This window comes from Rhizobium sp. Root1212 (genome assembly GCF_001424985.1).
Classification (GTDB): Bacteria; Pseudomonadota; Alphaproteobacteria; order Rhizobiales; family Rhizobiaceae; genus Pararhizobium.
On the sequence record NZ_LMDA01000001.1, the window covers coordinates 437,350 to 460,117 of the forward strand.

At 62.0% G+C, this 22,768-nt stretch carries 26 protein-coding genes; 14 read left to right on the forward strand and 12 right to left on the reverse strand.

Annotated elements, in window-relative coordinates; all coding sequences use genetic code 11:
• Positions 1 to 76 precede the first annotated feature (76 nt).
• The gene (locus ASC86_RS02125) at positions 77 to 583 is read right to left on the reverse strand and encodes a DUF721 domain-containing protein (protein ID WP_056315386.1); all 507 of its coding nucleotides are present in this window, start codon (positions 581 to 583) and stop codon (positions 77 to 79) included.
• 84 nt (positions 584 to 667) lie between these two features.
• Here ASC86_RS02125 and mutY point away from each other — a divergent pair, with 84 nt between their 5' ends.
• The 5 genes from mutY (at position 668) to ASC86_RS02150 (ending at position 4,468) form a co-directional block, all read left to right on the forward strand.
• Complete coding sequence (gene mutY, locus ASC86_RS02130) at positions 668 to 1,780, forward strand: A/G-specific adenine glycosylase (protein ID WP_056315388.1); 1,113 nt, start codon at positions 668 to 670, stop codon at positions 1,778 to 1,780.
• Positions 1,780 to 2,403 (forward strand): HAD family phosphatase, encoded by a 624-nt coding sequence (locus ASC86_RS02135; protein ID WP_056318128.1) that lies wholly within the window; start codon positions 1,780 to 1,782, stop codon positions 2,401 to 2,403. Before mutY ends, ASC86_RS02135 begins: the two co-directional genes overlap by 1 nt.
• 8 nt (positions 2,404 to 2,411) lie before the next feature.
• Positions 2,412 to 2,780 carry a nuclear transport factor 2 family protein gene (locus ASC86_RS02140; protein WP_056315390.1) on the forward strand — a complete coding sequence of 123 codons (369 nt, stop codon included), beginning with the start codon at positions 2,412 to 2,414 and terminating at the stop codon, positions 2,778 to 2,780.
• 128 nt (positions 2,781 to 2,908) lie between these two features.
• On the forward strand, positions 2,909 to 3,940 hold the full coding sequence (locus ASC86_RS02145) for a calcium-binding protein (protein WP_056315393.1): 1,032 nt from the start codon (positions 2,909 to 2,911) through the stop codon (positions 3,938 to 3,940).
• A 333-nt stretch (positions 3,941 to 4,273) separates the two neighbouring features.
• Positions 4,274 to 4,468 carry a hypothetical protein gene (locus tag ASC86_RS02150; RefSeq protein ID WP_056315395.1) on the forward strand — a complete coding sequence of 65 codons (195 nt, stop codon included), beginning with the start codon at positions 4,274 to 4,276 and terminating at the stop codon, positions 4,466 to 4,468.
• A 259-nt stretch (positions 4,469 to 4,727) separates the two neighbouring features.
• Here the strand turns inward: ASC86_RS02150 and ASC86_RS02155 are convergent, their stop codons facing one another.
• Positions 4,728 to 5,858, reverse strand: coding sequence for a site-specific DNA-methyltransferase (locus tag ASC86_RS02155; protein WP_056315397.1), 1,131 nt, complete (start codon positions 5,856 to 5,858; stop codon positions 4,728 to 4,730).
• Positions 5,859 to 6,048: 190 nt separating this feature from the next.
• On the opposite strand from ASC86_RS02155, the gene ASC86_RS02160 reads away from it, so the two are divergent.
• Entirely contained in the window at positions 6,049 to 6,744 is a 696-nt protein-coding gene (locus ASC86_RS02160) for an HAD family phosphatase (protein ID WP_056315399.1), read from the forward strand.
• A 22-nt stretch (positions 6,745 to 6,766) separates the two neighbouring features.
• On the opposite strand, the gene ASC86_RS02165 is transcribed toward ASC86_RS02160, so the two are convergent.
• The gene (locus tag ASC86_RS02165; RefSeq protein WP_056315401.1) at positions 6,767 to 7,393 is read right to left on the reverse strand and encodes a hypothetical protein; all 627 of its coding nucleotides are present in this window, start codon (positions 7,391 to 7,393) and stop codon (positions 6,767 to 6,769) included.
• 117 nt (positions 7,394 to 7,510) lie between these two features.
• On the reverse strand, positions 7,511 to 8,065 hold the full coding sequence (locus tag ASC86_RS02170; protein WP_056315402.1) for a hypothetical protein: 555 nt from the start codon (positions 8,063 to 8,065) through the stop codon (positions 7,511 to 7,513).
• 245 nt (positions 8,066 to 8,310) lie between these two features.
• On the opposite strand from ASC86_RS02170, the gene thrC reads away from it, so the two are divergent.
• From thrC to ASC86_RS02190, 4 genes are all read left to right on the forward strand, one after another.
• Complete coding sequence (thrC, locus tag ASC86_RS02175) at positions 8,311 to 9,708, forward strand: threonine synthase (protein ID WP_056318131.1); 1,398 nt, start codon at positions 8,311 to 8,313, stop codon at positions 9,706 to 9,708.
• 18 nt (positions 9,709 to 9,726) lie between these two features.
• Positions 9,727 to 11,022 carry a pitrilysin family protein gene (locus ASC86_RS02180; protein WP_056315404.1) on the forward strand — a complete coding sequence of 432 codons (1,296 nt, stop codon included), beginning with the start codon at positions 9,727 to 9,729 and terminating at the stop codon, positions 11,020 to 11,022.
• Positions 11,023 to 11,064: 42 nt separating this feature from the next.
• Positions 11,065 to 11,676: a GNAT family protein gene (locus ASC86_RS02185; protein WP_056315407.1), complete on the forward strand. Its 612-nt coding sequence runs from the start codon at positions 11,065 to 11,067 to the stop codon at positions 11,674 to 11,676.
• A gap of 62 nt (positions 11,677 to 11,738) precedes the next feature.
• Positions 11,739 to 14,585 carry an EAL domain-containing protein gene (locus ASC86_RS02190; protein ID WP_244477538.1) on the forward strand — a complete coding sequence of 949 codons (2,847 nt, stop codon included), beginning with the start codon at positions 11,739 to 11,741 and terminating at the stop codon, positions 14,583 to 14,585.
• A gap of 56 nt (positions 14,586 to 14,641) precedes the next feature.
• Here ASC86_RS02190 and ASC86_RS02195 read toward each other — a convergent pair whose 3' ends face one another.
• The 3 genes from ASC86_RS02195 to ASC86_RS02205 form a co-directional block, all read right to left on the reverse strand.
• Positions 14,642 to 15,715, reverse strand: a complete 1,074-nt coding sequence (locus tag ASC86_RS02195; RefSeq protein ID WP_056315411.1) for a putative zinc-binding peptidase — start codon at positions 15,713 to 15,715, stop codon at positions 14,642 to 14,644.
• 180 nt (positions 15,716 to 15,895) lie between these two features.
• Complete coding sequence (locus tag ASC86_RS02200; protein WP_056315413.1) at positions 15,896 to 16,087, reverse strand: CsbD family protein; 192 nt, start codon at positions 16,085 to 16,087, stop codon at positions 15,896 to 15,898.
• A gap of 242 nt (positions 16,088 to 16,329) precedes the next feature.
• Complete coding sequence (locus ASC86_RS02205) at positions 16,330 to 16,932, reverse strand: YqgE/AlgH family protein (RefSeq protein WP_056315415.1); 603 nt, start codon at positions 16,930 to 16,932, stop codon at positions 16,330 to 16,332.
• Between the two features lie 40 nt (positions 16,933 to 16,972).
• Between ASC86_RS02205 and ASC86_RS02210 the strand changes: the two genes are divergently transcribed.
• The 4 genes from ASC86_RS02210 (at position 16,973) to ASC86_RS02225 (ending at position 19,370) form a co-directional block, all read left to right on the forward strand.
• Positions 16,973 to 17,860, forward strand: a complete 888-nt coding sequence (locus tag ASC86_RS02210) for a protein-disulfide reductase DsbD domain-containing protein (RefSeq protein WP_244477505.1) — start codon at positions 16,973 to 16,975, stop codon at positions 17,858 to 17,860.
• A gap of 76 nt (positions 17,861 to 17,936) precedes the next feature.
• Entirely contained in the window at positions 17,937 to 18,422 is a 486-nt protein-coding gene (locus ASC86_RS02215; RefSeq protein WP_056315417.1) for a peroxiredoxin, read from the forward strand.
• A gap of 55 nt (positions 18,423 to 18,477) precedes the next feature.
• On the forward strand, positions 18,478 to 18,936 hold the full coding sequence (locus ASC86_RS02220; RefSeq protein ID WP_056315419.1) for a GNAT family N-acetyltransferase: 459 nt from the start codon (positions 18,478 to 18,480) through the stop codon (positions 18,934 to 18,936).
• 125 nt (positions 18,937 to 19,061) lie between these two features.
• A complete protein-coding gene (locus ASC86_RS02225) occupies positions 19,062 to 19,370 on the forward strand; it encodes a hypothetical protein (RefSeq protein WP_056315421.1) in 309 nt (102 codons plus the stop codon).
• A 195-nt stretch (positions 19,371 to 19,565) separates the two neighbouring features.
• On the opposite strand, the gene rnhA is transcribed toward ASC86_RS02225, so the two are convergent.
• From rnhA to ASC86_RS02250, 5 genes are read right to left on the reverse strand one after another with little or no spacing between them, the layout of a single operon-like run.
• Positions 19,566 to 20,012 carry a ribonuclease HI gene (rnhA, locus tag ASC86_RS02230; RefSeq protein ID WP_056315423.1) on the reverse strand — a complete coding sequence of 149 codons (447 nt, stop codon included), beginning with the start codon at positions 20,010 to 20,012 and terminating at the stop codon, positions 19,566 to 19,568.
• Positions 20,009 to 20,980, reverse strand: coding sequence for a homoserine kinase (locus ASC86_RS02235; protein ID WP_056315425.1), 972 nt, complete (start codon positions 20,978 to 20,980; stop codon positions 20,009 to 20,011). The genes rnhA and ASC86_RS02235 overlap by 4 nt, the downstream gene beginning before the upstream one ends.
• A gap of 42 nt (positions 20,981 to 21,022) precedes the next feature.
• On the reverse strand, positions 21,023 to 21,373 hold the full coding sequence (locus ASC86_RS02240) for a hypothetical protein (protein WP_056393099.1): 351 nt from the start codon (positions 21,371 to 21,373) through the stop codon (positions 21,023 to 21,025).
• The gene (ispH, locus tag ASC86_RS02245) at positions 21,352 to 22,365 is read right to left on the reverse strand and encodes a 4-hydroxy-3-methylbut-2-enyl diphosphate reductase (RefSeq protein WP_056315429.1); all 1,014 of its coding nucleotides are present in this window, start codon (positions 22,363 to 22,365) and stop codon (positions 21,352 to 21,354) included. The genes ASC86_RS02240 and ispH overlap by 22 nt, the downstream gene beginning before the upstream one ends.
• A gap of 3 nt (positions 22,366 to 22,368) precedes the next feature.
• On the reverse strand, positions 22,369 to 22,716 hold the full coding sequence (locus ASC86_RS02250; protein ID WP_244477506.1) for a DUF1304 domain-containing protein: 348 nt from the start codon (positions 22,714 to 22,716) through the stop codon (positions 22,369 to 22,371).
• Positions 22,717 to 22,768 lie beyond the last annotated feature (52 nt).

A 22,768-nucleotide genomic window follows, 5' to 3' on the forward strand; every position in this document is an offset into this window, starting at 1 on the left:
ACGCGCCTTGATGACAGCCACAAGGGGCAGCCGCTCACCAAGGTTCAAACAATTGTGACCGATGAAAGGCCGTCGTTCAGCGTCGACGCGGCGAAAGCACCGCCGTCCCAAGCCGGGTCAGCGCCTTCTTCAGCGCATCATCCTCGATGCCCTCCACCATGGTTTCCAGCTGCCGCGCCTTGTCGCCGGTCAGCGGACGCGGCTTGCCGCGATGTTTCGGGGCGACCGAAACCGGCTTCTGGACGATGCGCAGCTGGTTGACGGCGGGAAAGCCGAAGAAGCCGTTGATGCGCTGGATCAATTCGCCCTGCGCATGGGTGAGGAACAGAGCGCGAGCGCCTTCGCAGGCGACGACCAGCGTGCCGGGCTGGTGGCCGCTGCCATCGACGATCTCGGAGGCGCGGCGCGGCCAGGCGATCTTTTCCGGCCGCGTGCAATCGGCGAAATCCTCGCCGGCGATCTCGTCCCACGAGCCGAGCAGAAGCGTGCTGATGCCGGCGCGCTTGGCCAGCACCGGGTCTATCAGGCGGTTTGCGACTTCGCTGATCTGGCGGGCGCCGGTCGGGCGCCAGGGTTCTTTCACGGGTGATCATCCACTTCGAATAGGCCTTGAAGGAGGCCGGACACTCCGCCAAGTATAGGCGACACACCAACCTCCCGGCAAATCATGCTCTCTTTATCGCCTGCGGCATCCACCGCGCAACGCCTTCTCGCCTGGTACGACCGCCACCACCGCGACCTGCCCTGGCGCGTCTCTCCCCCCATGGCGAAAAGCGGCATCGTGCCCCGCCCCTATGACGTCTGGCTCTCGGAAGTGATGCTGCAGCAGACGACGGTGCAGGCGGTCAAACCCTATTTCGAAAAGTTCCTGCGGCTCTGGCCCGAGGTGACCGATCTGGCGAAGGCCGACACCGAGGAGGTGATGAAGGCCTGGGCCGGGCTCGGCTATTATGCCCGCGCCCGCAACCTGAAGAAATGCGCCGAAGCCGTCGCCGAGCGGCATGGCGGCGTCTTTCCCGACACCGAGGAAGGCCTTAAAACCCTGCCGGGCATCGGCGATTACACCGCAGCCGCCATCGCCGCCATCGCCTTCGGGCGCAGGAGCGCGGTGCTCGACGGCAATATCGAACGGGTCTTTTCCCGCCTTTTCATGGTGGAAACGCCACTGCCGGCGGCAAAGCCCGAACTGCGGGCACTGGTGGCCGAAGCGACCCCTCACGACCGGCCGGGCGATTTCGCGCAGGGGCTGATGGATCTCGGCGCGACGATCTGCACACCGAAACGGCCCGCCTGTGCGCTCTGTCCGCTGAACGAAGAGTGTCTGGCGTTGCGGGATGCCGATCCCGAAAGTTTTCCGCGCAAGGCGGCGAAGAAGGAAAAGCCGGTGCGCGTCGGTGCAGCCTTCGTCGCCGTTCGGCCCGACGGCTCTGTTCTGCTGCGAAAGCGCGGCGATGCCGGGCTGCTTGGCGGCATGACGGAGGTGCCCGGCACCGACTGGACCGCCCGCGTCGATGGTGACGCCACGCTGGCCGGCCGGCCCTTCGATGCCGCGTGGCAGGCCTGCGGTTCCATCGTTCATATCTTTACACATTTTGAATTGCGCTTGTCGGTCTATCGGGCCAATGTCGCGGCCCACGACTTGCCGGAACAAGGCAATGGCTGGTGGGAAAAGCCGGAAACATTGAAGGATCAGGCGCTGCCCACCGTCATGAAAAAAGCAATCGCCGCGGCTATACCGGATGCTTTCCGACCGGCCCGGACGCTGAAAACGAGGAAATGATGACATCCGAAAAGGCCAAAGCCGACATCCGCCACATCGTCTTCGATATCGGCAAGGTGTTGCTCCACTACGATCCGAACCTGCTCTTCAGCCGGCTCATTCCCGACGATGCCGAGCGCAGCTGGTTCTTTGCCAATGTCTGCACCCATGACTGGAACATCGAGCAGGATCGCGGCCGCGGCTGGGTGGAGGCCGAGGAGCTGCTGATCGCCGAGCATCCCGACCATATCGAAAACATCCGGGCATTCCGCAAATACTGGCACGAGATGGTGCCGCATGCCTATGTCGAGAGCGTCTCGATCATGGAAGGGCTGATCGCGCAGGGGCATGACGTCACCCTGCTCACCAATTTCGCCTCCGATACCTTCAAGGAAGCGGTCAAGCTCTTTCCCTTCCTGACATTGCCGCGCGGCGTCACCGTGTCCGGCGATGCCGGCGTGATCAAGCCGGATATTGCGATCTACGAGCTGCACGCCCGCAGCTTCGGGCTGGAACCCTCGGCAACGCTATTCATCGATGACAGCATGCCAAATGTCGTCGGTGCCCGCGCCGCCGGCTGGCATGCGATCCACTTCACCGATCCGCAGACGCTGAAATCCGACCTCGCCTATTACGGGCTCTGAGAGACACCATGACCATCGACCCTTGCGCGCTTGTCGCGCGTTTTCACCGCGCGATCAACGAACTCGATTACGGCGTCATCGAAGACTTCTTCGCCGACGATGCCCGTTATGCCTCCGGCAAGGTGGGTGGCCTTCGCGGCCGCGAGGAGATCATGGTCGCATTCCGGCGCTATTTCGCCGAATATCCCGACCAGGTGGCCGAGGACAGCCTCGTCGAACAGGTGTCGCCGCTTGCAGCCCGCGCGGTCTGGAGCCTCTCCGCCACCAGCGCCACGACCGGAGCGCCGTTCAAGCGCCGCGGAGAAGAGACGATCACCTTCAATACCGAGGGAAAAATCGTCGATGTCGCCGTGACTGACTATGACGCGCTGACGTAAAAATCCCGTCACGAAAAGCTCATCGCAAGATCACCAAAGTGCCACAATCGGTTCAGGGATCGTTCATCTCCATAAACGCATGATCGCAGTCATAGAGTTCATCGTTTCTTTCTGAAAGGCATTCCTCGATGGCGACCATCTACGGCACCAACTACGACGACGATATCTACCAGAACAAGAATATCGCGGTGAAGATCTATGGCTATGGCGGCGATGATTATATCTCCCTGAACCGCACCGACTATTACGGCGGCAACAACTATGTCGATGCCGGCTCCGGCTACGACAAGGTCGTCAACTATTTCGAAGGTGGCAACGACATCTTCCTCGGCACCGGCAACGACCTCTACATCGCCAACATCAAGGCAGGCGCCAAGGGCGAATACGACATCGTGCACGGCGGCGACGGCAACGACCGCTTCGAGGTCGATACGCTGGCCAGCGACTATTACGGCGACGGCGGCAACGACACCTTCGTTTCGGTCGGTTTCGACAACTATTTCAACGGCGGCTCGGGCACCGACACGATCAGCTACGAGCTGCAGGACAAATATAGCTCGCAGCGCGGCAAGGGTGTGACCATCGATCTCGGCGCGGGCAAGGCCTCGACCACGTCGGGCCACTACGAACAGCTGGTCAGCATCGAAAACGCCACCGGCACCGGCTATAACGACGACATCACCGGCAGCAACGGCCGCAACGTGCTGAAGGGCCTCAACGGCGCCGACATCCTCGAAGGCCTCGGCGGCGACGACGACCTCTATGGCGGCTCGGGCAATGACGATCTCTATGGCGGTTCCGGCCGGGACATCCTCAACGGCGGCACCGGCAGCGATTACCTCCATGGCGGCAGCGGCACCGATACGTTCGACTTCAACAGCGTCAGCGAAATCGGCCGGGGCACGTCACGCGACGTGATCGCCGACTTCCACCGCTCGGAATACGATGTCGTCGATCTTTCGACCATCGACGCCAACTCGCTGACCAGCCGCAACGATGGTTTCACGTTCATCTCCGGCCAGTCGTTCCATGGTATCGCCGGCGAGCTTCGCTTCGCAAGCGGCATCCTGTCGGGCGATGTCAACGGCGACGGCCGCGCCGATTTCGAGATCAAGATGAGCGGCGTCACCAAGATGTACGTCGACGACTTCTTCCTCTGAGCCGACGCAACGCTTGAAACAGAAACGCCCAGAGTTCTTTGCGGAACTCTGGGCGTTTTAGCATCCCTCCGGGACTGAAGGTACGAAAACCGGAAGAAGGCCATTCCTGCGCCCCCAATACTTGCCCGCTCTTTTTCGAAAGACTTCCGAATCAAGGACTTATGCGGTAGTGGCGAAGTGACCGGGGGATCGCGCGCTTGGGGTCGAAGATAGGCGCGGGATGGTTAAATTGTTCTAAAGGGCAAGGCGGTCCGCCTTTTCCTTTTCTGGTTTTCCTGCATCCCCTAAAATTTTATGGTATTCAGGTTGCGTCGAACGCGCGTGGAGGATGGCATGATGAATTCCGATCCCCATATCCCCCGGAAGCCCGGCCATGCGGCCCGGCCGGTGGGAGACAGCCCGCAGCGCTGGATCATCCATTGCATCGCCTGCGAAACGCCGGTCGAACCCTGGCAGACGGAGGGCTATGCCTTCGGCTACTGCAAGACCTGCTACGATGTGCTGATGGACGAGGATATGTTGCCGTAACGCCGGGATCATTCACGGCTCTCGCGCACAAGCCCCTCATCCGCCCTGTCGGGCACCTTCTCCCCGCGTGCGGGGAGAAGGGATATGCCGCGCGCTTCCTCGCCTCACATCCGGTGGATGGCAGAAGCAAGCGTCAGTCTCGGCCGTCCCCTCTCCCCGCCAACGGGGCGAGGGTTAGGGTGAGGGGCAACTTCCAAAACACCAAAGCCACCGCGCATGACACGCGGTGGCCTCGATGTGGGCAGGGAACCCGGTCTCGTCAATTGAGCTTGGCCATATCCGCGCGGATGATCGTGCGCAGGTCGTCGATCGGCTTCAGCTCGCCTCCAACTTCATAGTGCCAGAAGGTCCAGCCGTTGCAGGCGTCGAAGCCCTGCACCTTGGCGCCGAGGCGATGGATCGAGCCCGCTTCGCCACCGCTGGCGATGGTGCCGTCGGCGCGCACGATGGCGCTGTGGCGGCGGCGGGCGTCGGTGAGCACCGTGCCGGGCTTGATCAGGCCGCTTTCGACCAGCGTGTTGAAGGCGACGCGCGGTTCGGCTTTCTTGCCGGTCAGCACCGAGAGCGTCGCCTTGCCAAGCGGTTCGACGGCGGCGATGCGCTCGGCGGCGGCATCGATATAATCCTGCTCGCGCTCGATGCCGACGAAATGGCGGCCGAGACGCTTGGCGACGGCGCCGGTGGTGCCTGAGCCGAAGAAGGGATCGAGCACGACATCACCCGGCTTGGTGGAGGCCATGAGGATGCGGGCGAGCAAGGCTTCCGGCTTCTGGGTCGGATGCACCTTCTTGCCGTCCTCGCCCTTCAGCCGCTCGCCACCCGAGCAGATCGGAAACAGCCAGTCGGAGCGCATCTGCACGTCGTCGTTCGAGGCCTTCAGGGCATCGTAGTTGAAGGTATAGCCCTTGCCCTTGGCGCTGGGGCTCGCCCAGATCAGCGTCTCGTGGGCGTTCTGGAACCGGCGACCTTTGAAATTCGGCATCGGGTTGGTCTTGCGCCAGATGATGTCGTTCAAGATCCAGAAGTTGAGATCCTGCAACGTCGCGCCGACGCGGAAAATATTGTGGTAGGAGCCGATGACCCAGAGGGTGCCGGTGGGCTTCAGCACGCGGCGGCAGGCGAGCAGCCAGGCGCGAGTGAAGGCGTCATAGGCATCGAAGGACACGAACTGGTCCCATTCGTCATCGACGGCATCGACATGGCTCTGGTCGGGCCGCGTCAGCGAACCGCCGAGCTGGAGATTGTATGGCGGATCAGCGAAGACGACATCGACGGAATTATCGGGAAGAGCCTCGAGGGCAGCGACGCAATCGCCCTTGATGATGGTATCGAGCCAGCCGTTAGGGCGGGCGGCACGAGAGATTTCGGCCGGCGAAACAACAAAGGACATGGACAACTCGCTCTTACGCTTACACGGAACAGATTTCGGAGCTTATGGTTACCGAACTTGGTTACCAAAAGCTGAACCGCACCCATGATTTGCGAAAATACCGATCAGCAGCGCGGGCCGCTTTTGGTTGAGATGCCGGCGGACTTCGTGTAAAGCCGGCGGCGAAAACCCTCCCAAGGACGTCCTTCCCATGAACAGCATCGATCTTGTCCTCTTCGATTGCGACGGCGTGCTCGTCGATTCCGAAATCATCGCCAGCGAAGTCGAAGCAGAGCTTCTGACCGAGGCCGGCTATCCGATCTCGACCGAAGAGATGGCCGAGCGTTTCGCCGGCCTGACCTGGCATCACGCGCTGCTGCAGATCGAGAAGGAAGCCGAAATTCCGCTGTCGGCCTCGCTGCTCGACAAGCACGACCAGATCCTTGACAAGCGCCTTGCCCGCGACGTGAAGATCATCGACGGCGTCAAGGGCGTGCTGGCGGGGCTGAAGCTGCCGCACGGCATCTGCTCGAACTCGACGTCGGAGCGCCTTGCCATGATGCTCGGCAAGGTCGGCATCAAGGATCATTTCGGCAAGCATATCTATTCCGCCCGCGATCTCGGACCGGACCGGGTGAAGCCGAAGCCGGATATCTTCCTGCATGGCGCGGCACAGTTCGGCATCGATCCGTCGCGGGTGCTGGTCATCGAGGATTCGGTGCACGGCGTGCACGCCGCCCGCTCCGCCGGCATGCGCGTCGTCGGCTTCACCGGCGCTTCGCACACCTACCCTTCCCATGCCGACAACCTGACCGATGCCGGCGCGGAAACCGTGATCTCGCGCATGAGCGCGCTGCCGGGCACCATCGAGGCGCTGGCTGCGTGGTCGGAGAGCATGAGCGCCTGACGAGACTCGGCAGGCAACGGCTTCATTTTGAGTCAGCTTTCAACTCAGGTAACGATACCGGCCCAAGTGCGGAACCGTATTTATCACCGAAAGAACTGAGTATGGTTGTGTACATGGCGAGCCAGCCGGTCATGGCCTTCTGAAATCTTTTGAGTTCTTCATCGCTCAGCTTGGGAGGAGGCTTGCCCGCCTCTGCTCTGGAGTGAACGTCAAGCGCAATATCGTACACCAATTGATCGATATTGGTTTGCAGCGCCTTGGTCGCCCATTTCGAAGCAAACATTGCCGAATAGCGCTTGTGCAACCCGAACGAGCCTATCCCGGTAGCAAATACGGCCGATACCCAACCCAAAAGAATTAAAATGGTTGAAATATATTCTTTCGTAGCAACAGGATTGGCATAGTGCCAACCATAGCACGCGACAGCTATTCCAAATGCGACAGTTGAAATTGTCAGCACAACAAAAGCCCAATATGCGCCGGCTGCGTCCCGAGTAAAATTCGTTTCAAGTCGCTTAACCCGATTCCTCAGAAACACAACCCGTTCCGCAAGTTCGGGAACATGCTCCTCGACTTTGGAGAAGGACAAGCGCAAAGCTTCTTTTTTCGAACCTTTATCATATTCTGTTTTAAGAAAGACGTGGCCCATCTATCCCTCGTAAGACCGAAACTGCCGCTGGCGATGATCATTGCGAGTTTGACAAGCAAGTCAATGAAAAGCCGGCGATTTCTACTCCGCCGGCTCCTCCCGTAACTGGTTGATGTATTACTTTTTCTTCTTCTTGCCCTGCGGGCCTTCGTCGAAACCGACATAGACCTTGGCGAAGGAGCCAGCTCCGCCCGGCAGCGGGATGTTGGCCTTGGTGAAGATGAACTGGGATGCACCCGCGCCCGGCTGGACGGTGACCGGATACTGCGTCAGCTCGGAATAGAGCGTCGTCTGGCCATCGGTCGCGGCAACGCGGATCGGCAGGTTGACCGTGCCGCCCGTGCCGGCCGGGCCGGGCGTAACGCGGCCCTGGACGACGACGGTCATCACGAGCTGGCTTTCGTTCTGCACGCACTGGCGCGTCGTGTTGACCAGGGTCGACTGGTACATCACCTGGGTCGGATCGTCCTTGGCACCTTTGGCATAGGCCGTGTGAACCGCCGTGCCATCGAGCAGGAAGACCTGCGGGCAGGCGCCCTGGACGACGGCGGGCGTCGGGGCAGCGGCGCTGCCGCCGGCATCGATGGCGCCGCCGGTATCTGTCTTGTTGCAGCCGGCTGCGACGAGAAGGAGAGAAATGCCGAGAAGCCGGCCCGAAACTTTACCGATCACGTAACTGAACCCTCATGCGCGGCAGGCGTCCGTTGCGGCGCGCTGCAATTCCCGTCGTTGATGCCACAGCGGTTCCGTGCCTTTAAAGGCGGCGAAACGAGCCGCAACTGGGCCTTTCAAGACCCTTGGCGATGGTCTATAGCAGCGGCGCATCGAAAAATCGATTGGTGAATCAGCAGGCTTCTGCAAAATTTCGGCCCGGTCCGGCTGCGCGCGGCGGACGGCGCAAGACGAAGGATGTAACGGTGAAGTATGTCTCGACGCGGGGTGAAGCCCCTTCCCTCGGTTTCTGCGACGCGCTTCTGGCCGGGCTCGCCCGTGACGGCGGCCTTTACGTGCCGGAAAGCTGGCCGACGCTGACGAAAAGGGAAATCCGGGCGCTGCGCGGCAAGTCCTATCAGGAGATCGCCTTTGCGATCCTGAAGCCCTTCGTCGATGGCGAAATCGCCGACGACAAGTTCCGCGCCATGATCGACGAGGCCTATGCCACCTTCCGTCACCCGGCCGTGACGCCGCTGGTGCAGACCGGACCGAACAGCTTCGTTCTCGAACTCTTCCACGGCACGACGCTTGCCTTCAAGGACGTCGCCATGCAGCTGCTCGCCCGGCTGATGGACCATGTGCTGGCCGAGCGCGGCGAGCGCGCCACCATCGTCGGCGCGACCTCGGGCGATACCGGGGGCGCTGCGATCGATGCCTTTGCCGGCCGCGAGCGCACCGATATCTTCATCCTCTTCCCCGAGGGCAAGGTCTCGCCGGTGCAGCAGCGGCAGATGACCACGTCCACCGCATCCAACGTGCATGCGCTGGCCGTCAAGGGCAATTTCGACGATTGCCAGAGCCTCGTGAAGGAGATGTTCAACGACACCGCCTTCCGCGATGGCGTTGCCCTTTCCGGCGTCAACTCGATCAACTGGGGCCGCATCATGGCCCAGGTCGTCTATTACTTCACGACCGCGATCGCGCTCGGCGGACCGGACCGGAAAATCTCGTTCACCGTGCCGACCGGCAATTTCGGCGATATTTTCGCCGGCTATGTCGCCAAGAAAATGGGCCTGCCGATCGACAAGCTCGTCGTCGCGACCAACGACAACGATATCCTCGCCCGCACCCTGAAGACCGGCCGTTACGAGATGCGCGCCGTCAAGGCCACGACCTCGCCGTCGATGGATATCCAGATCTCCTCCAACTTCGAACGGCTTCTGTTCGAAGCCTATGGACGCGATGCTTCGAAGGTGCGCGCCGCCATGGCGAGCCTGAAGCAATCCGGCGCTTTCGAGATCGAGGAACAGGCGCTGAAGGCGATCCGCCGCGAGTTCCGCGCTGGCCGCGCGACGGAAAAGGAAGTCGCCGGTACCATCAAATCGGTGTTGGCCGAGACCGGCTATCTGCTCGATCCGCACAGCGCCATCGGCGTCTTCGTTGCTGCCAAGCATGAGAAGCCCGGTTCGCCGATGGTGACGCTTGCGACTGCCCATCCGGCGAAATTTCCCGCCGCAGTAAAATCGGCAAGTGGTATTGACCCGGCGCTTCCAACGTGGCTTGCTGACCTGATGGTCAGGGAGGAGCGTTTCGATATCCTGGAAGCCGAGCTGAAGATTGTCGAAAAATTCATCAACGATCATGCCCGCATCCGGCAGTAGAACGCAGAAAGACGGACGATGAAAGTTGAGTGCACCCGGCTTAAATCCGGGTTGACGGTCGTAACCGAGAACATGCCGCATCTCGAAAGTGTCGCGCTGGGCGTCTGGATCAAATCCGGTTCGCGCGACGAAACCAACGAAGAACACGGCATTGCCCATCTTCTCGAGCATATGGCCTTCAAGGGTACGGCGCGGCGCTCGGCGCGCGATATCGCCGAGCAGATCGAGAATGTCGGCGGCGAAGTGAATGCCGCCACATCGACGGAAACCACCTCCTATTACGCCCGCATCCTCAAGGACGACGTGCCGCTTGCGGTCGATATCCTTGCCGACATCCTCACCGAGTCGTCCTTCGATCATGAGGAACTGGAGCGCGAGCAGCAGGTGATCCTGCAGGAAATCGGCGCCGCCAACGACACGCCGGACGACGTCGTCTTCGACAAATTCGCCGAAACCGCCTTTGCCGGCCAGACCATCGGCCGCCCGATCCTCGGCACGCCGGAAACGGTTCTCTCCTTCACGCCGGACCAGATCCGTGCTTACCTCGCCCGTAACTATACGACCGACCGCATGTTCGTCGTCGGCGCCGGCGCGATCGACCACGATGCCTTCGTGCGGCAGGCTGAAGAACGTTTTGCCGGCCTTCCCGAAGTCGCGACTGGCAGCCAAGCCTCGCAGCCCGCCCGCTATATCGGCGGCGAGGTGCGCGAAGAGCGCGACCTCATGGATGCGCAGGTGCTGCTCGGCTTCGAGGGCAAGGCCTATCATGCCCGCGATTTCTATTGCTCGCAGATCCTTGCCAATATCCTCGGCGGCGGCATGTCATCCCGCCTGTTCCAGGAAGTGCGCGAGCATCGCGGTCTCTGCTATTCGGTTTATGCCTTCCACTGGGGCTTTTCCGATACCGGCATCTTCGGCGTCCATGCCGCAACCGGCGGCGAGAACCTGCCGGAACTGATGCCTGTCATCATCGAGGAACTGCGCAAGTCGTCGATGCAGATCGAGCAGCAGGAAATCGACCGCGCCCGCGCCCAGATCCGCGCCCAGCTCTTGATGGGCCAGGAAAGCCCGGCCGCCCGCGCTGGCCAGATCGCCCGGCAGATGATGCTTTACGGCCGCCCGATCCCCAACGAAGAGCTGATGGAGCGACTGCAGGGCATCACCATCGAGCGGCTGACCGACCTTGCCGGACGGCTGTTCTTCGATACGGTTCCCACACTTTCGGCCATCGGGCCTGTAGACAAGCTCGCGCCGATGAACGACATTCTGGGAGCGCTGTCCAACCGCCCGAGCCCGCGCGCCGTCGCGGGCTGAGAGCGGCACGCATCACATCCGGGCGCGCCCGCGGAGGCATATATGACACGATCGGTCTTTCGGTTTCTGTCACGGCAGCCGGACCCGGTCGAGATTGCCAATGCCACCCATCTGCTGCGGCTGCCCAAGGTTTCCGACTACCGGCAATGGTATGTGCTGCGCAATGAAAGCCGCGCCTTCCTCGAACCCTGGGAGCCGACCTGGCGGGCCGACGAGATGACCGAGGCCGCTTTTCGCGCCCGCGTCATTCGCAACGAACAGGAATTTTCCTCGGGTCAGGCCGTGCCGCTGTTCCTCATCTCACGGCCAGACAATCAACTCATGGGTGGACTGACGATCGGCTATATCCGCCGCGGCGTCGCGCAATGCTGCATGATCGGCTACTGGATGGGCGAACGGTATGCAGGCAAGGGGCATATGGAACAGGCTTTGCGGCTCGCCCTCCCCTACATCTTTTCGACCCTTCAGTTGCACCGGGTCGAGGCAGCCTGTATTCCCGAGAACCAGAGAAGCATCCGGCTCCTTGAAAAGGTCGGTTTTCAGCGCGAAGGCTACCTGCGGGAATATCTGAAGATCAATGGACAATGGCGGGATCATCTGATGTTTTCCCTTCTCTCGCAGGAAAGCTCGCCAGCCAGGAATTTAAGCAGTTGATGACGTTCACCCGCCCCACCCAGCTCTCGCCGGTCCGCAGGATTTTGGCGCTCGCAGTTACCATGCTTGCGCTTTTGTGGATAACGGCAAGCCAGGCCTGGGCGATCGAGCCCGTGAAGATTTCGCGCGAGGACACCGCGCTCGACCTGACGGCGACCACCGAAATCTATACCGGCCGTGGCGAGGCCTTCCAGGTTTCCACAGCCCCCGGCACAGACGGCATCGTGCGCCGCATCGAGGTGCGCTCCAGCGCCGAAAACCATCAGGGCGACTGGGCGGTCTTCGCGCTCGCCAACGTTTCGGAAGAGCAGATCGACCGCGTCATCGTCGCCCCGCATTTCCGGCTCGTGAATTCAAAACTGTTCTGGCCGGACCTCGGCTCGCAGCGCATCCTGTCGATCACGCCGAGCGAAGGTTTCGCGCTCGATCGCCAGCCGAGCGACGAGGCCGACGTCTTCCGCATCACGCTCAACCCCGGCTCGGTCATCACCTTCGTCGCCGAGCTTGCCTCGCCGGAGCTGCCGCAGATCTATCTCTGGGAGCCGGATGCCTACAAGGATACCGTCAACGCCTTCACTCTCTATCGCGGCATCGTGCTCGGCATTGCCGGCCTGCTGGCGGTGTTCCTGACCATTCTTTTCGTCGTCAAGGGCACCTCGATGCTGCCGGCGACCGCGGCGCTCGCCTGGGCGGTGCTCGCGTATATCTGCGTCGATTTCGGCTTTCTGTCCAAGCTCATCAGCATCACGGCCGGCGATGATCGAATATGGCGCGCGGGAACCGAGGTGTTCCTTGCGGCGGGGCTGGTGATCTTCCTCTTCACCTATCTCAACCTCAATCGCTGGCACCAGCACCTGTCCTATGCGACGCTCGCCTGGGTTCTGGGTCTCGGCCTGCTGTTCGGCGTTGCGATCTACGATCCGGCGATTGCCGCCGGCATTGCCCGCCTCTCCTTCGCCCTCACCGGCACGGCCGGCATCATCCTGATCGCCTATCTCGGCTTCAACCGTTACGACCGCGCCATCCTGCTCGTGCCGGCGTGGCTCCTGATCCTCGTCTGGCTGTTCGGGGCGTGGCTGACGGTCACCGGCCGGCTTTCCAACGATATCGTGCAGCCGGCGCTCGGCGGCGGTCTCGTGCTGATCGTTCTTCTGATCGGCTTTACCGTGATGCAGCACGCCTTTGCCGGCGGCGCCTATAGCCAGGGGCTGTTTTCCGATCTGGAGCGCCAGTCGCTGGCGCTGACCGGTTCGGGCGATACCGTCTGGGACTGGGACGTGGCGCGCGACCGGGTGGTGACCATTCCCGATATTTCCGCCCAGCTCGGCCTCTCCCCCGGCACCATGCACGGCCCTGCCCGCAACTGGCTGCCGCGCCTGCACCCGGATGACCGCGACCGCTTCCGCGCCACGCTCGACGTTTTGCTCGAGCACCGCCGCGGCCGGCTGAACCACGAATTCCGCATCCGCGCCGAGGATGGCCACTATCACTGGCTTTCGATCCGCGCCCGGCCGGTGCTCGGTGCTAACGGCGAAATCATCCGCTGCGTCGGCACCATCGTTGATGTGACGGAGCAGAAGAACTCGATCGACCGGCTGCTGCACAACGCCATGCAGGACAACCTCACCGGCCTGCCGAACCGTCAGGTGTTCCTCGACCGGCTGCAATCGATCTTGTCGCTGGCTTCGGGCACCAATTCCGTGCGGCCGACGATCATCACCATCGACATCGACCGCTACAAGCATGTCAACGATACGCTCGGCATCGCTGCCGGTGACAACATCCTGATCGCGCTCACGCGCCGCCTGCGCCGTCTCCTGAAGCCACAGGATACGCTTGCGCGTCTCGGCGGCGATGCGTTCGGCCTGATCCTGATGTCGGAGCGTGATCCGGCCAAGGTCGCGGATTTTGCCGACGCCGTTTCCAAGGCGATCATGGTGCCGCTGTCCTTCGGCAATCGCGAGGTCAATCTCACCGCTTCCATCGGCCTCGTCTCCTGGGTCGATCAGCAGGAAAATGCCGCCATCCTGCTCGACGATGCCGAGCTTGCCATGTTCCGCGCCAAGAAGGCCGGCGGCAACCGCGTCGAGCCGTTCCGTCCCGCCTTCCGCACCTCCGGCACCGACCGGCTGCAGCTGGAACACGACCTGAAGCGCGCCATCGAGCGCAAGGAACTGAGCCTCGTCTACCAGCCGATCGTGCGGCTCAACGATGCCGAGATCGCCGGTTTCGAGGCCTTGATGCGCTGGGATCATCCCAAGCGCGGCAATATCTCGCCGTCCGAATTCATCCCCGTCGCGGAAAGCTGCGACCTGATCGGCGAACTCGGCCTCTTCGCCTTCGACCGCGCCACCAGCGACCTGACAGACTGGCAGCTGCAGACCGGGGACCTGCCCATCTTCGTCTCAGTCAACCTCTCCAGCGCGCAACTGCTCAACAACGAGCTTTATGACGATATCCGCTCGGTCTTGAACAAGAACCGCTGCGACCCGAACAAGATCAGGATCGAGTTGACCGAGTCGCTGGTCATGGAAAATCCGGAACAGGCACGGCTTGTTTTGGAAAAGCTGAAGGATGCCGGCCTGAAGCTCGCGCTCGACGATTTCGGCACCGGCCATTCCTCGCTCGCCTATCTCACCCGCTTCCCCTTCGATACGATCAAGATCGACAAGGCGCTGGTGAAAGACCCAAGCGACAAGCGCGCGATCCTGTTGCGCTCCGTTATCTCGATGGCGCGTGAGCTGGATATGCAAGTGGTCGCCGAGGGCATCGAATCGGAAGAGGATGCCGTGCAACTCGCCCAGATGGGCTGCGATTTCGGACAGAGTTTCCTCTTCGGCCCACCCATCGGCGCGGATTCCATTCAGCGGCTGCTGAAGGAACGGTTTCCGTTGATGAAGAGGGCGTAGGTTTAGGCAGTAGGCAAAGATTTTGTCGCGGCGTCTTCTGCTCGCAAACCTCTCTACTACTGCCGATTGCCTACTGCCGATTGCCTGATCAAACCGTTGATAAAATCCAGCTTCTCCACCACCGGTGGCGAGAGCACGAAGGGGTAACTATCCGCCTGCCCCATGCTGCGCTGCAGGCTGTTCAGCGCCACGCTGAGCGGTATCCAGGCATCGATCAGGGTTTGCGCATCGCTCGCCCGATAGGGATCGAAATCCACCTCGGTCGCCATGTCCCCATGCCTGCGCGGATCGGTGGAGAGGCCGAAGGCGCGGGCCGTTTCCAGCGTATCGACGATGTGGAAGAAATGCGCCCAGCACTCGGCAAAATCCTCCGCCGGATGGCAGCTGGCATAGGTGCTGATGAAACGGCTCTGCCAGTCGGCGGGCGGGCCTTGCTCGTAATTGCGCTGGAGAGCGGCGGCGTAGTCCTCGCGTTCGTCGCCGAAAAGCGCGCGGGCACGGGCCAGCGTCGCCTCGTCGCGCACCAGCTGCGCCCAATAGAAATGGCCGATCTCATGGCGGAGATGGCCGAGCAGGGTGCGGTAAGGCTCACCCATGGAAACCCGCACGCTTTCGCGCACCTCATCATTGGCTTCGGCGGCGCGCAGGCTGATCAGGCCGTCCTCATGCCCCGTCATTGCGGGAATGACGTTGCCGTTTGCATCGACTTCGTCGGCGAGGAAATCGAAGACCAAACCGCCCTGCGGATCGACATCGCGGCCCGGAATGGGAAGCTTCCAGCGCAAGAGAGAATAGAACAGATGGCGTTGCGCCTGTCCGATGCGCTGCCAGCGCGCCAGCCCCTCGGGATTGTCGGTGACCGGAACGATGCGATTGTAGCGGCAGGCGACGCAATAGGCGTTGTTGTCGCCGGAGGGGACGAGCCAGTTGCAGATGTCATCACCCGCATTGGCGCAGAAGGCGACCTCCTGCGCGTGGGGTGCGATGGTCCTCCATCCCGTCTCGGACGGTTCGAGCGCGTGCATCGTCAGCGTATCCGTCGAAAAGCCGAGCTGCGAGCCGCAAGCGATGCAACTGCGATTGTCAAAATGGATTGGATTGCCGCATTTCCCGCAGGCATAAAGTCTCATGAAGGGACATCCTCGAAGGGCAATCAAAAGGTTATCAAACGTGAGAATGCCCGCTGGCACAAGGCACAGCGGGCATCGGCGCAGAAACTTCCATCCAGTTGAACCCGTCAGGACAGAAGCTGGTTGCGCACCTCAAGGCCGCAGGCCGCCTCAAGCGGCCAAGCTGCGGCCATAAATGGACTACATGCGATCGACGGTATTTTTCACGGCGTCCTTCGCCTTGCCGGTCGCCGTCTGGACCTTGCCCTTGACTTCCTGACCCTTACCTTCAGCCTGCATCTTGTCGTTGCCGGTCAGCTTGCCGGCCGCCTGCTTCGCCTTGCCGGCAGCCTGATTTGCGGCTCCGGAAATCTTGTCACTCGTGCTGCCCATGTCTCATTCTCCTAGATCGTTCGACATGACGTGTTCGTCATGCCTTGCGCCTTGAAAACGGGATGGAGTGGAAAAGGTTCCGGGAATTTATCGAAAGAAACGAAGCGTGATGGAGCGAGGATCAATCGGCATTCAGCCCAGGCCGAGCCGAAATTGTGATTTTCCGCGACCTGGAGCGGAGGTACTCAAGTACGTGAGCACCGGCAGCGCGGGGAAGCGCCATTTGCAGGCCGGTATAGATCCTAAGCGTGGCCGGCATCCATGGAGAGCATGGCCGGCGCGACGCCCATCAGCGCCAGCGCCCGATCGTATTTCTCGCCGAAATCGCGGTCGAAGATCAGTTCTTCGCTGGCCGGGCAGTTCAGCCAGCCATTGCCAGCGATTTCCGCCTCCAGCTGGCCGGCGCCCCAGCCGGCATAGCCGAGCATCATCGTCGCCCGGCTCGGCCCCTCCCCGCGCGAAATCGCCCGGATGATATCGAGCGTCGCCGTCAGGCAGATCTCGTCGCTGATCGGAATGCTCGACGTGCTGATGTAGTCATCCGAATGCAGCACGAAGCCGCGCCCGGTTTCGACCGGCCCGCCGGTCTGGATCTGGAAGCTGCGGGCGCGTTCCGGCAGACGGATCGCCTCTTCGGAACCGACGATATCAAGATGCTGCAACACTTCCGGAAAAGTCAGCTGCTGCGGCCGGTTGAGGATGAAGCCCATGGCGCCATCGCTGGAATGGGCGCAGACATAGATGACCGTGCGGGCGAAATTGCTGTCGACCATGCCGGGCATGGCGATCAGGAACTGGCCGTCGAGCTGTCCGCGTTCGCGCTTGGGGTGCAAAGTCGTCATCATGGTGCCAGCCTATCCGGTCAGAGCCAAATCAGGACATATCGTGCCGGCGGCCTCTTTCATCCGCGGTGCAAAACCGATAATCCTCACCGTCATGAAACGTCGTCCTCCCCTACAGAATGTGACGCATTTGCTGGCCGTGGCAAGCCTTGCCGGATATTTTTTTGCTGGGTCGGCCGCTGCCGCCAGCAGTCCGTGGACCGCCGTGCAGGGGGGCGAGGTCAGGATCGTCACCGCCAAACCGCAGGCCGACGGCAGCATTCCGGCGATCCTCGACATCAAGCTCGAACCCGGCTGGAAGACCTATTGGCGTGAGCCGGGCGCCAGCGGCATCCCGCCCCAGATCACCGTGGACCCAACCGGCGGCATCGATTTTTCCGGTATCCGCTTTCCCGCACCGAAGACGTTCGACGACGGCATCGTGCGCTATGTCGGCTATGACCGCTCCGTGGCGCTGCCGCTCGACCTGAAGCGCAACCGGCCGGGCGATCTTGCGCTCAAGGCTGCGGTTTTCCTCGGTATCTGCAAAGATATCTGCATCCCCGTGCAGACCGAACTCGACGTTGCGATGCCCGATGCGCTCGTCGAAAACCCGCTGGAAAAGGCGCGCATCGATGCCGCCGCTGCGGCCTTGCCGCAGGCGCCGGACGATACGTTCAAGGCGGTGTCCGCCGGCTATGATCCGCAGGCCGGGCAATTGCGTGTGAACCTTGTGCTGCCCCAAGGCGGGGCAGCACCGGAACTCTTCCTCGCCGGGCCGCCGGGCTACGGTTTCGGCAAGCCGGCGCTGGCGGTGCAAACCGATGGCACGACGCGCGCCGACATTCCGGTGCGGGCGCCCAAGGCGGGTGGCGCGCTGAAAAGCGGCTCGGTGCTGCTCACCGTTCGCGCCGGCGCGCGCAGCATGGAAACCCCGCTTGCCTTTGACTGAGGCAAATCTATATTTCGCCCGACCCGTCGCATTCGCCGACGCCCGCCATCTACACATTCTCAAAGGGAGAGACCCCGTGACCATTTCCGTCGGAGACAAGCTGCCTGCCGCCACTTTCAAGGAAAAGACCGCCGATGGCCCGGTGGAGATCACCACGGACCAGATTTTCGCCGGCAGGAAGGTCGTACTCTTTGCCGTGCCCGGCGCCTTTACGCCGACCTGCTCGCTGAACCACCTGCCCGGCTATCTCGAAAACCGCGACGCCATCCTCGCCCGCGGCGTCGATGACATCGCCGTCGTTGCCGTCAATGACATCCACGTCATGGGCGCCTGGGCGACGGCCTCGGGCGGCATGGGCAAGATCCACTTCCTTTCGGACTGGAACGCCGCCTTCACCAAGGCGCTCGGCATGGATATCGATCTTTCCGCCGGCACGCTCGGCACCCGTTCCAAGCGCTACTCGATGATCGTCGAGGACGGCGTGGTCAAGGCGCTGAACGTCGAGGAGAGCCCCGGCCAGGCGACCGTCTCCGGCGCCGCCGCCATGCTGGAACAGCTCTGATACCGGATGCCGCCGCGCTTTCCTTGAAGCCGGCGGCACCCCTTCTGGACCTATCATGACCGATCTTCATTTCCGCCGGGCCGTCGCCGCCGATTTGCCCGCGATCGTGCGCATGCTGGCCGATGACCCCATCGGTCAGGGGCGCGAGGCGATGGACGATGCGCTGGACACCGCCTATAGCGCCGCCTTTTCCGCCATCGATGCCGATCCCAACCAGTTGCTGGCCGTCGCCGAGGACGACCGCGGGGTCATCGGAACGCTGCAACTGAGCTTCATTCCCGGTCTTTCCCGCAAGGGCGCCTGGCGCGGCCAGATCGAAGCCGTGCGCGTCGCCCGCGATTGCCGCAGCGAGGGGCTGGGGCGGCGCATGATCGAATGGGCGATTGCGGAGTGCCGCAGCCGCGGCTGCGCGCTGGTGCAGCTTACGACGGACAAGGCACGGCCGGATGCGCACCGGTTTTACGAACAGCTCGGCTTTGTCGCTAGCCATATCGGGTATAAACTCTCCTTTTAGGATTTCGGGCGCGGCCTGAAATCGGCTCCTGCGGTTATGCTGTTGCACCGGGGAAAGCTCTGACCGCAGAAGACCCGTCCGCGTCCCATCGTTGACTGTCGAACGAACGACGCGGAGACACGCCGATGACTTTGCGCAATCTTATCTGCGGTGCGCTGCTTGCCTTCATTCCACACGGCGCCGCGGCCCACGACGCGCCATCGGGATGGCGTTACGACGCCAGTTGTTGCGCCGGGATCGACTGTCGGCAAATCCCGTCAAAGAGCGTGCTGGAGCGCGCCGACGGCTATTTCATCATCATCGGCAACGAGGTCGTTCCCTATGGCGACAAGCGCATCCGCAACAGCCCGGATGGCTTCATCCATTGGTGCACGGTCGATGGCCGGGACGATAGTCCGACGATCTGCCTCTATGTGCCGCCGCACAGTTATTGAGGGTCGGCATTTCCCGTGGGTTTGCCGCTGGTCCCTTCTCCCCGCCTGCGGGGAGAAGGTGGCCGACAGGCCGGATGAGGGGCGGACGTTCGGCATCTTCGAGGATGAGGATTTGCCCCTCACCCTAACCCTCTCCCCGCAAACGGGGAGAGGGGACGACGGAGGAAGACGCCCCTTCGACCGCGAACGAAAACCTTACGCCCGCGGCTTTTTGAACGGCTCCATGCCCTTGCGGGCCAGTTCGTCGGCGCGTTCGTTTTCCGGGTGACCGGCGTGGCCCTTGACCCAGTGCCAGGTGACCTTGTGGCGGCGGTTGGCTTCGTCGAGCGCCTGCCAGAGTTCGCCGTTCTTTACCGGCTTCTTGTCGGCGGTTTTCCAGCCGTTTTTCTTCCAGCCATGAATCCACTTGCCGATGCCGTCCATGACGTATTTGCTGTCGGTGTAGAGGTCGATCTCGCAGGTTTCCTTCAGCGCCGAAAGCGCCGTGATTGCTGCAAGCAACTCCATGCGGTTGTTGGTGGTCTCAGCCTCGCCGCCGCAAAGTTCCTTTTCCTTTTCGCCATAGCGCATCACCGCGCCCCATCCGCCCGGCCCCGGATTGCCCGAGCAGGCGCCATCGGTGAAGATATCGACGTGTTTCATTGGATTTCACCCAGGCCGTATTCGGCGGCCGATTTCACTGTGCGGTGGAACTGCAGCTTGCGCAGATATTCGAGCGGGTCCTTCTTGACCACCAATGCGCCCGGCGGCGTCATCAGCCAGTCGTAGAGGCGCGTCAGGAAGAAGCGCAGCGCCGAGCCGCGGCAGAGAAGCGGCAGGGCCTCGATTTCGGCCGGGCTCAGCGGCCGCACGGCGTTGTAGCCGGCCAGAAGCGCCGTGCCCTTGGTGATGTTGAACGCGCCGTCCTTCTCGAAGCACCAGGCGTTCAAGCAGACGGAGACGTCGTAGGCCAGGAAGTCGTTGCAAGCGAAATAGAAGTCAATCAGGCCGGACAGGTCGTCGCCGAGGAAAAAGACGTTGTCGGGGAAGAGATCGGCATGGATGACGCCGGCCGGCAGGTCTTTCGGCCATGCGGCTTCCAGCACGTCGAGTTCGCCGGTGATTTCCTCGCGCAGGCCTGCCAGCACTTCGTCGGCGCGGTCGCGGGAGTTGTTCCACAGCGGCCGCCAGCCATCGACGGAAAGCGCGTTGCGGCGCGTCAGCGCGAACCCCTCGCCGGCGACGTGCATTTCGGCCAGCGCCCGGCCGACTTCGCGGCAATGACGGGCGGCGGGTTTGCGCAGCCACATGCCCTCCAGGAAGGAGATCATGGCGGCGGGGCGGCCGGAAAGCTCGCCCAGCAATGCGCCATCGGCACGCGGCAAGGGCAGCGGGCAGGAAAGGCCGCGCGCCGCCAGATGATGCATGAGGCCGAGGAAGAACGGCAGGTCGCCCCGATCGACGCGCTTTTCGTAGAGTGTCAGGATGTAGGCGCCGCTGGTGGTGTGCAGCAGGAAATTGCTGTTTTCCACGCCCTCGGCGATGCCCTTGTAGGAGGTGAGTTCACCGACGCCATAGGCAGAGAGAAACTGCTTCAGATCGTCTTCGGTGATGTCGGTGTAAACGGCCAAGGAAAGCGCCTCAAAGTTCGTAAAAATGTTGTCGGGAAGCTTTCAGTGTTTTGTGAACAAAGAAAATATCAGGATTACAGTCAGACAGGAGAGGAAGATCGTGGCACTGAGAGCGAACCGCTTCCATTCCTTCGTAAATTCTGAAGTAGAAACAAAAGCCAGTCCTGCTCGTGTCTGACGCCGCCCCATCCGTTGCACCCAGCTCAATTTATCATCGTCCGGCTCGACATATGGATAGCCGCTCTTCCCCAGTATCTGGATCACGGAAACGAAACTAAGGAGGAAAGCACCGATCATGATGGCGAGGAACGACACTTCAACCACGCCGATCAGGACGAAAAGAACAATCTCCCACCAGGAAAGCTGCGAAATCACTCCCTGCCATTCACCCACACCATATCCTCCACGGTCAAAGGTACATGGCGAAGCTCGCGGTTAACGAGGAAGTTTTCCGTTTCCTCCACCGTATCGGCAAGTTCGACAGATGTGTCATAACGGGCGCGAAAAGCCTCGATGATCTCGTTGACGATGACTTCCGGAGCGGAAGCGCCGGCGGAGAGGCCGACGGTGGCGATATCGCCGAGCGTATCCCAGTCGATCTCGGAGGCGCGCTGGACGAGCACCGCGTGCCTGGCGCCGGATCGGAGCGCGACCTCGACGAGGCGCTTGGAGTTCGAGGAATTCGGGGCGCCGACAATCAGGAAGAGATCGCAGCCGGGGGCGGCCTGTTTTACCGCTTCCTGCCGGTTTGTGGTGGCGTAGCAGATGGAATCGGCGGCAGGGGCAGTGAGGTTCGGGAAGCGCTCGTGCAGGCGCTTGATGACGCCGGCGGTGTCATCGACCGAAAGGGTTGTCTGGGTGACGAAGCCGAGATTGTCGGGGTCCTGGGGCACGTAGTTGTCGGCATCCTCGATGGTCTCGACCAGCGACACAGCGCCTTCCGGCAACTGGCCCATGGTGCCGATCACCTCCGGGTGGCCGGCATGGCCGATCAGCACGACGTGGCGACCCATGCGCTGGTGGCGCATCGCCTGCTTGTGGACCTTGGAGACCAAGGGGCAGGTCGCGTCGAGATAGAAGAGATTACGGCTTTCGGCATCGGCGGGTACGGATTTCGGCACGCCGTGGGCCGAGAAGACCACCGGTTGCTTGCGATGCTCTTCCGGGATTTCGTCCAGTTCCTCGACGAAGATCGCGCCCTTGGCTTCGAGGCCTTCGACCACATAGCGATTGTGCACGATCTCGTGGCGGACATAGACCGGGGCGCCGTATTCCTTCAGCGCCAGCACGACGATCTGGATGGCGCGATCGACACCGGCGCAGAAGCCGCGCGGCCCGCACAGCCGGATGGTGATCTCTTTCTTTGCCGCTAAGGATGATGCCATGGATCACAATGCCAGAAACGTAAGAACAAGGGCGATGATCGCCGGGCCGCCCTGCACGAGGAGGATGCGGAGGGAGACCGACCATGCGCCATATATAGCGGCAACGATCACGCACACAAGGAAGAAGAGCTTCAGCTCAAAGGCAAATTCGGGCACCGGATGCAGCAGCGACCAGATCAGGCCGGCCGCGAGGAAACCGTTATAGAGGCCCTGATTAGCGGCGAGCACTTTTGTCGTTTCGGCCTGCGCCTCCCCCATCCGGAAGACGCCGCGGCCGATCGGGCCGCTCCACAGCAACATCTCCAGCACGAGAAAGCCGATATGCAGAAGCGCCGTCAGGGCGACGAACATATTGGCAAGCATGGTTTTGCCCCCTCGCGATGGATGGGCCGCCCCCGGCCCG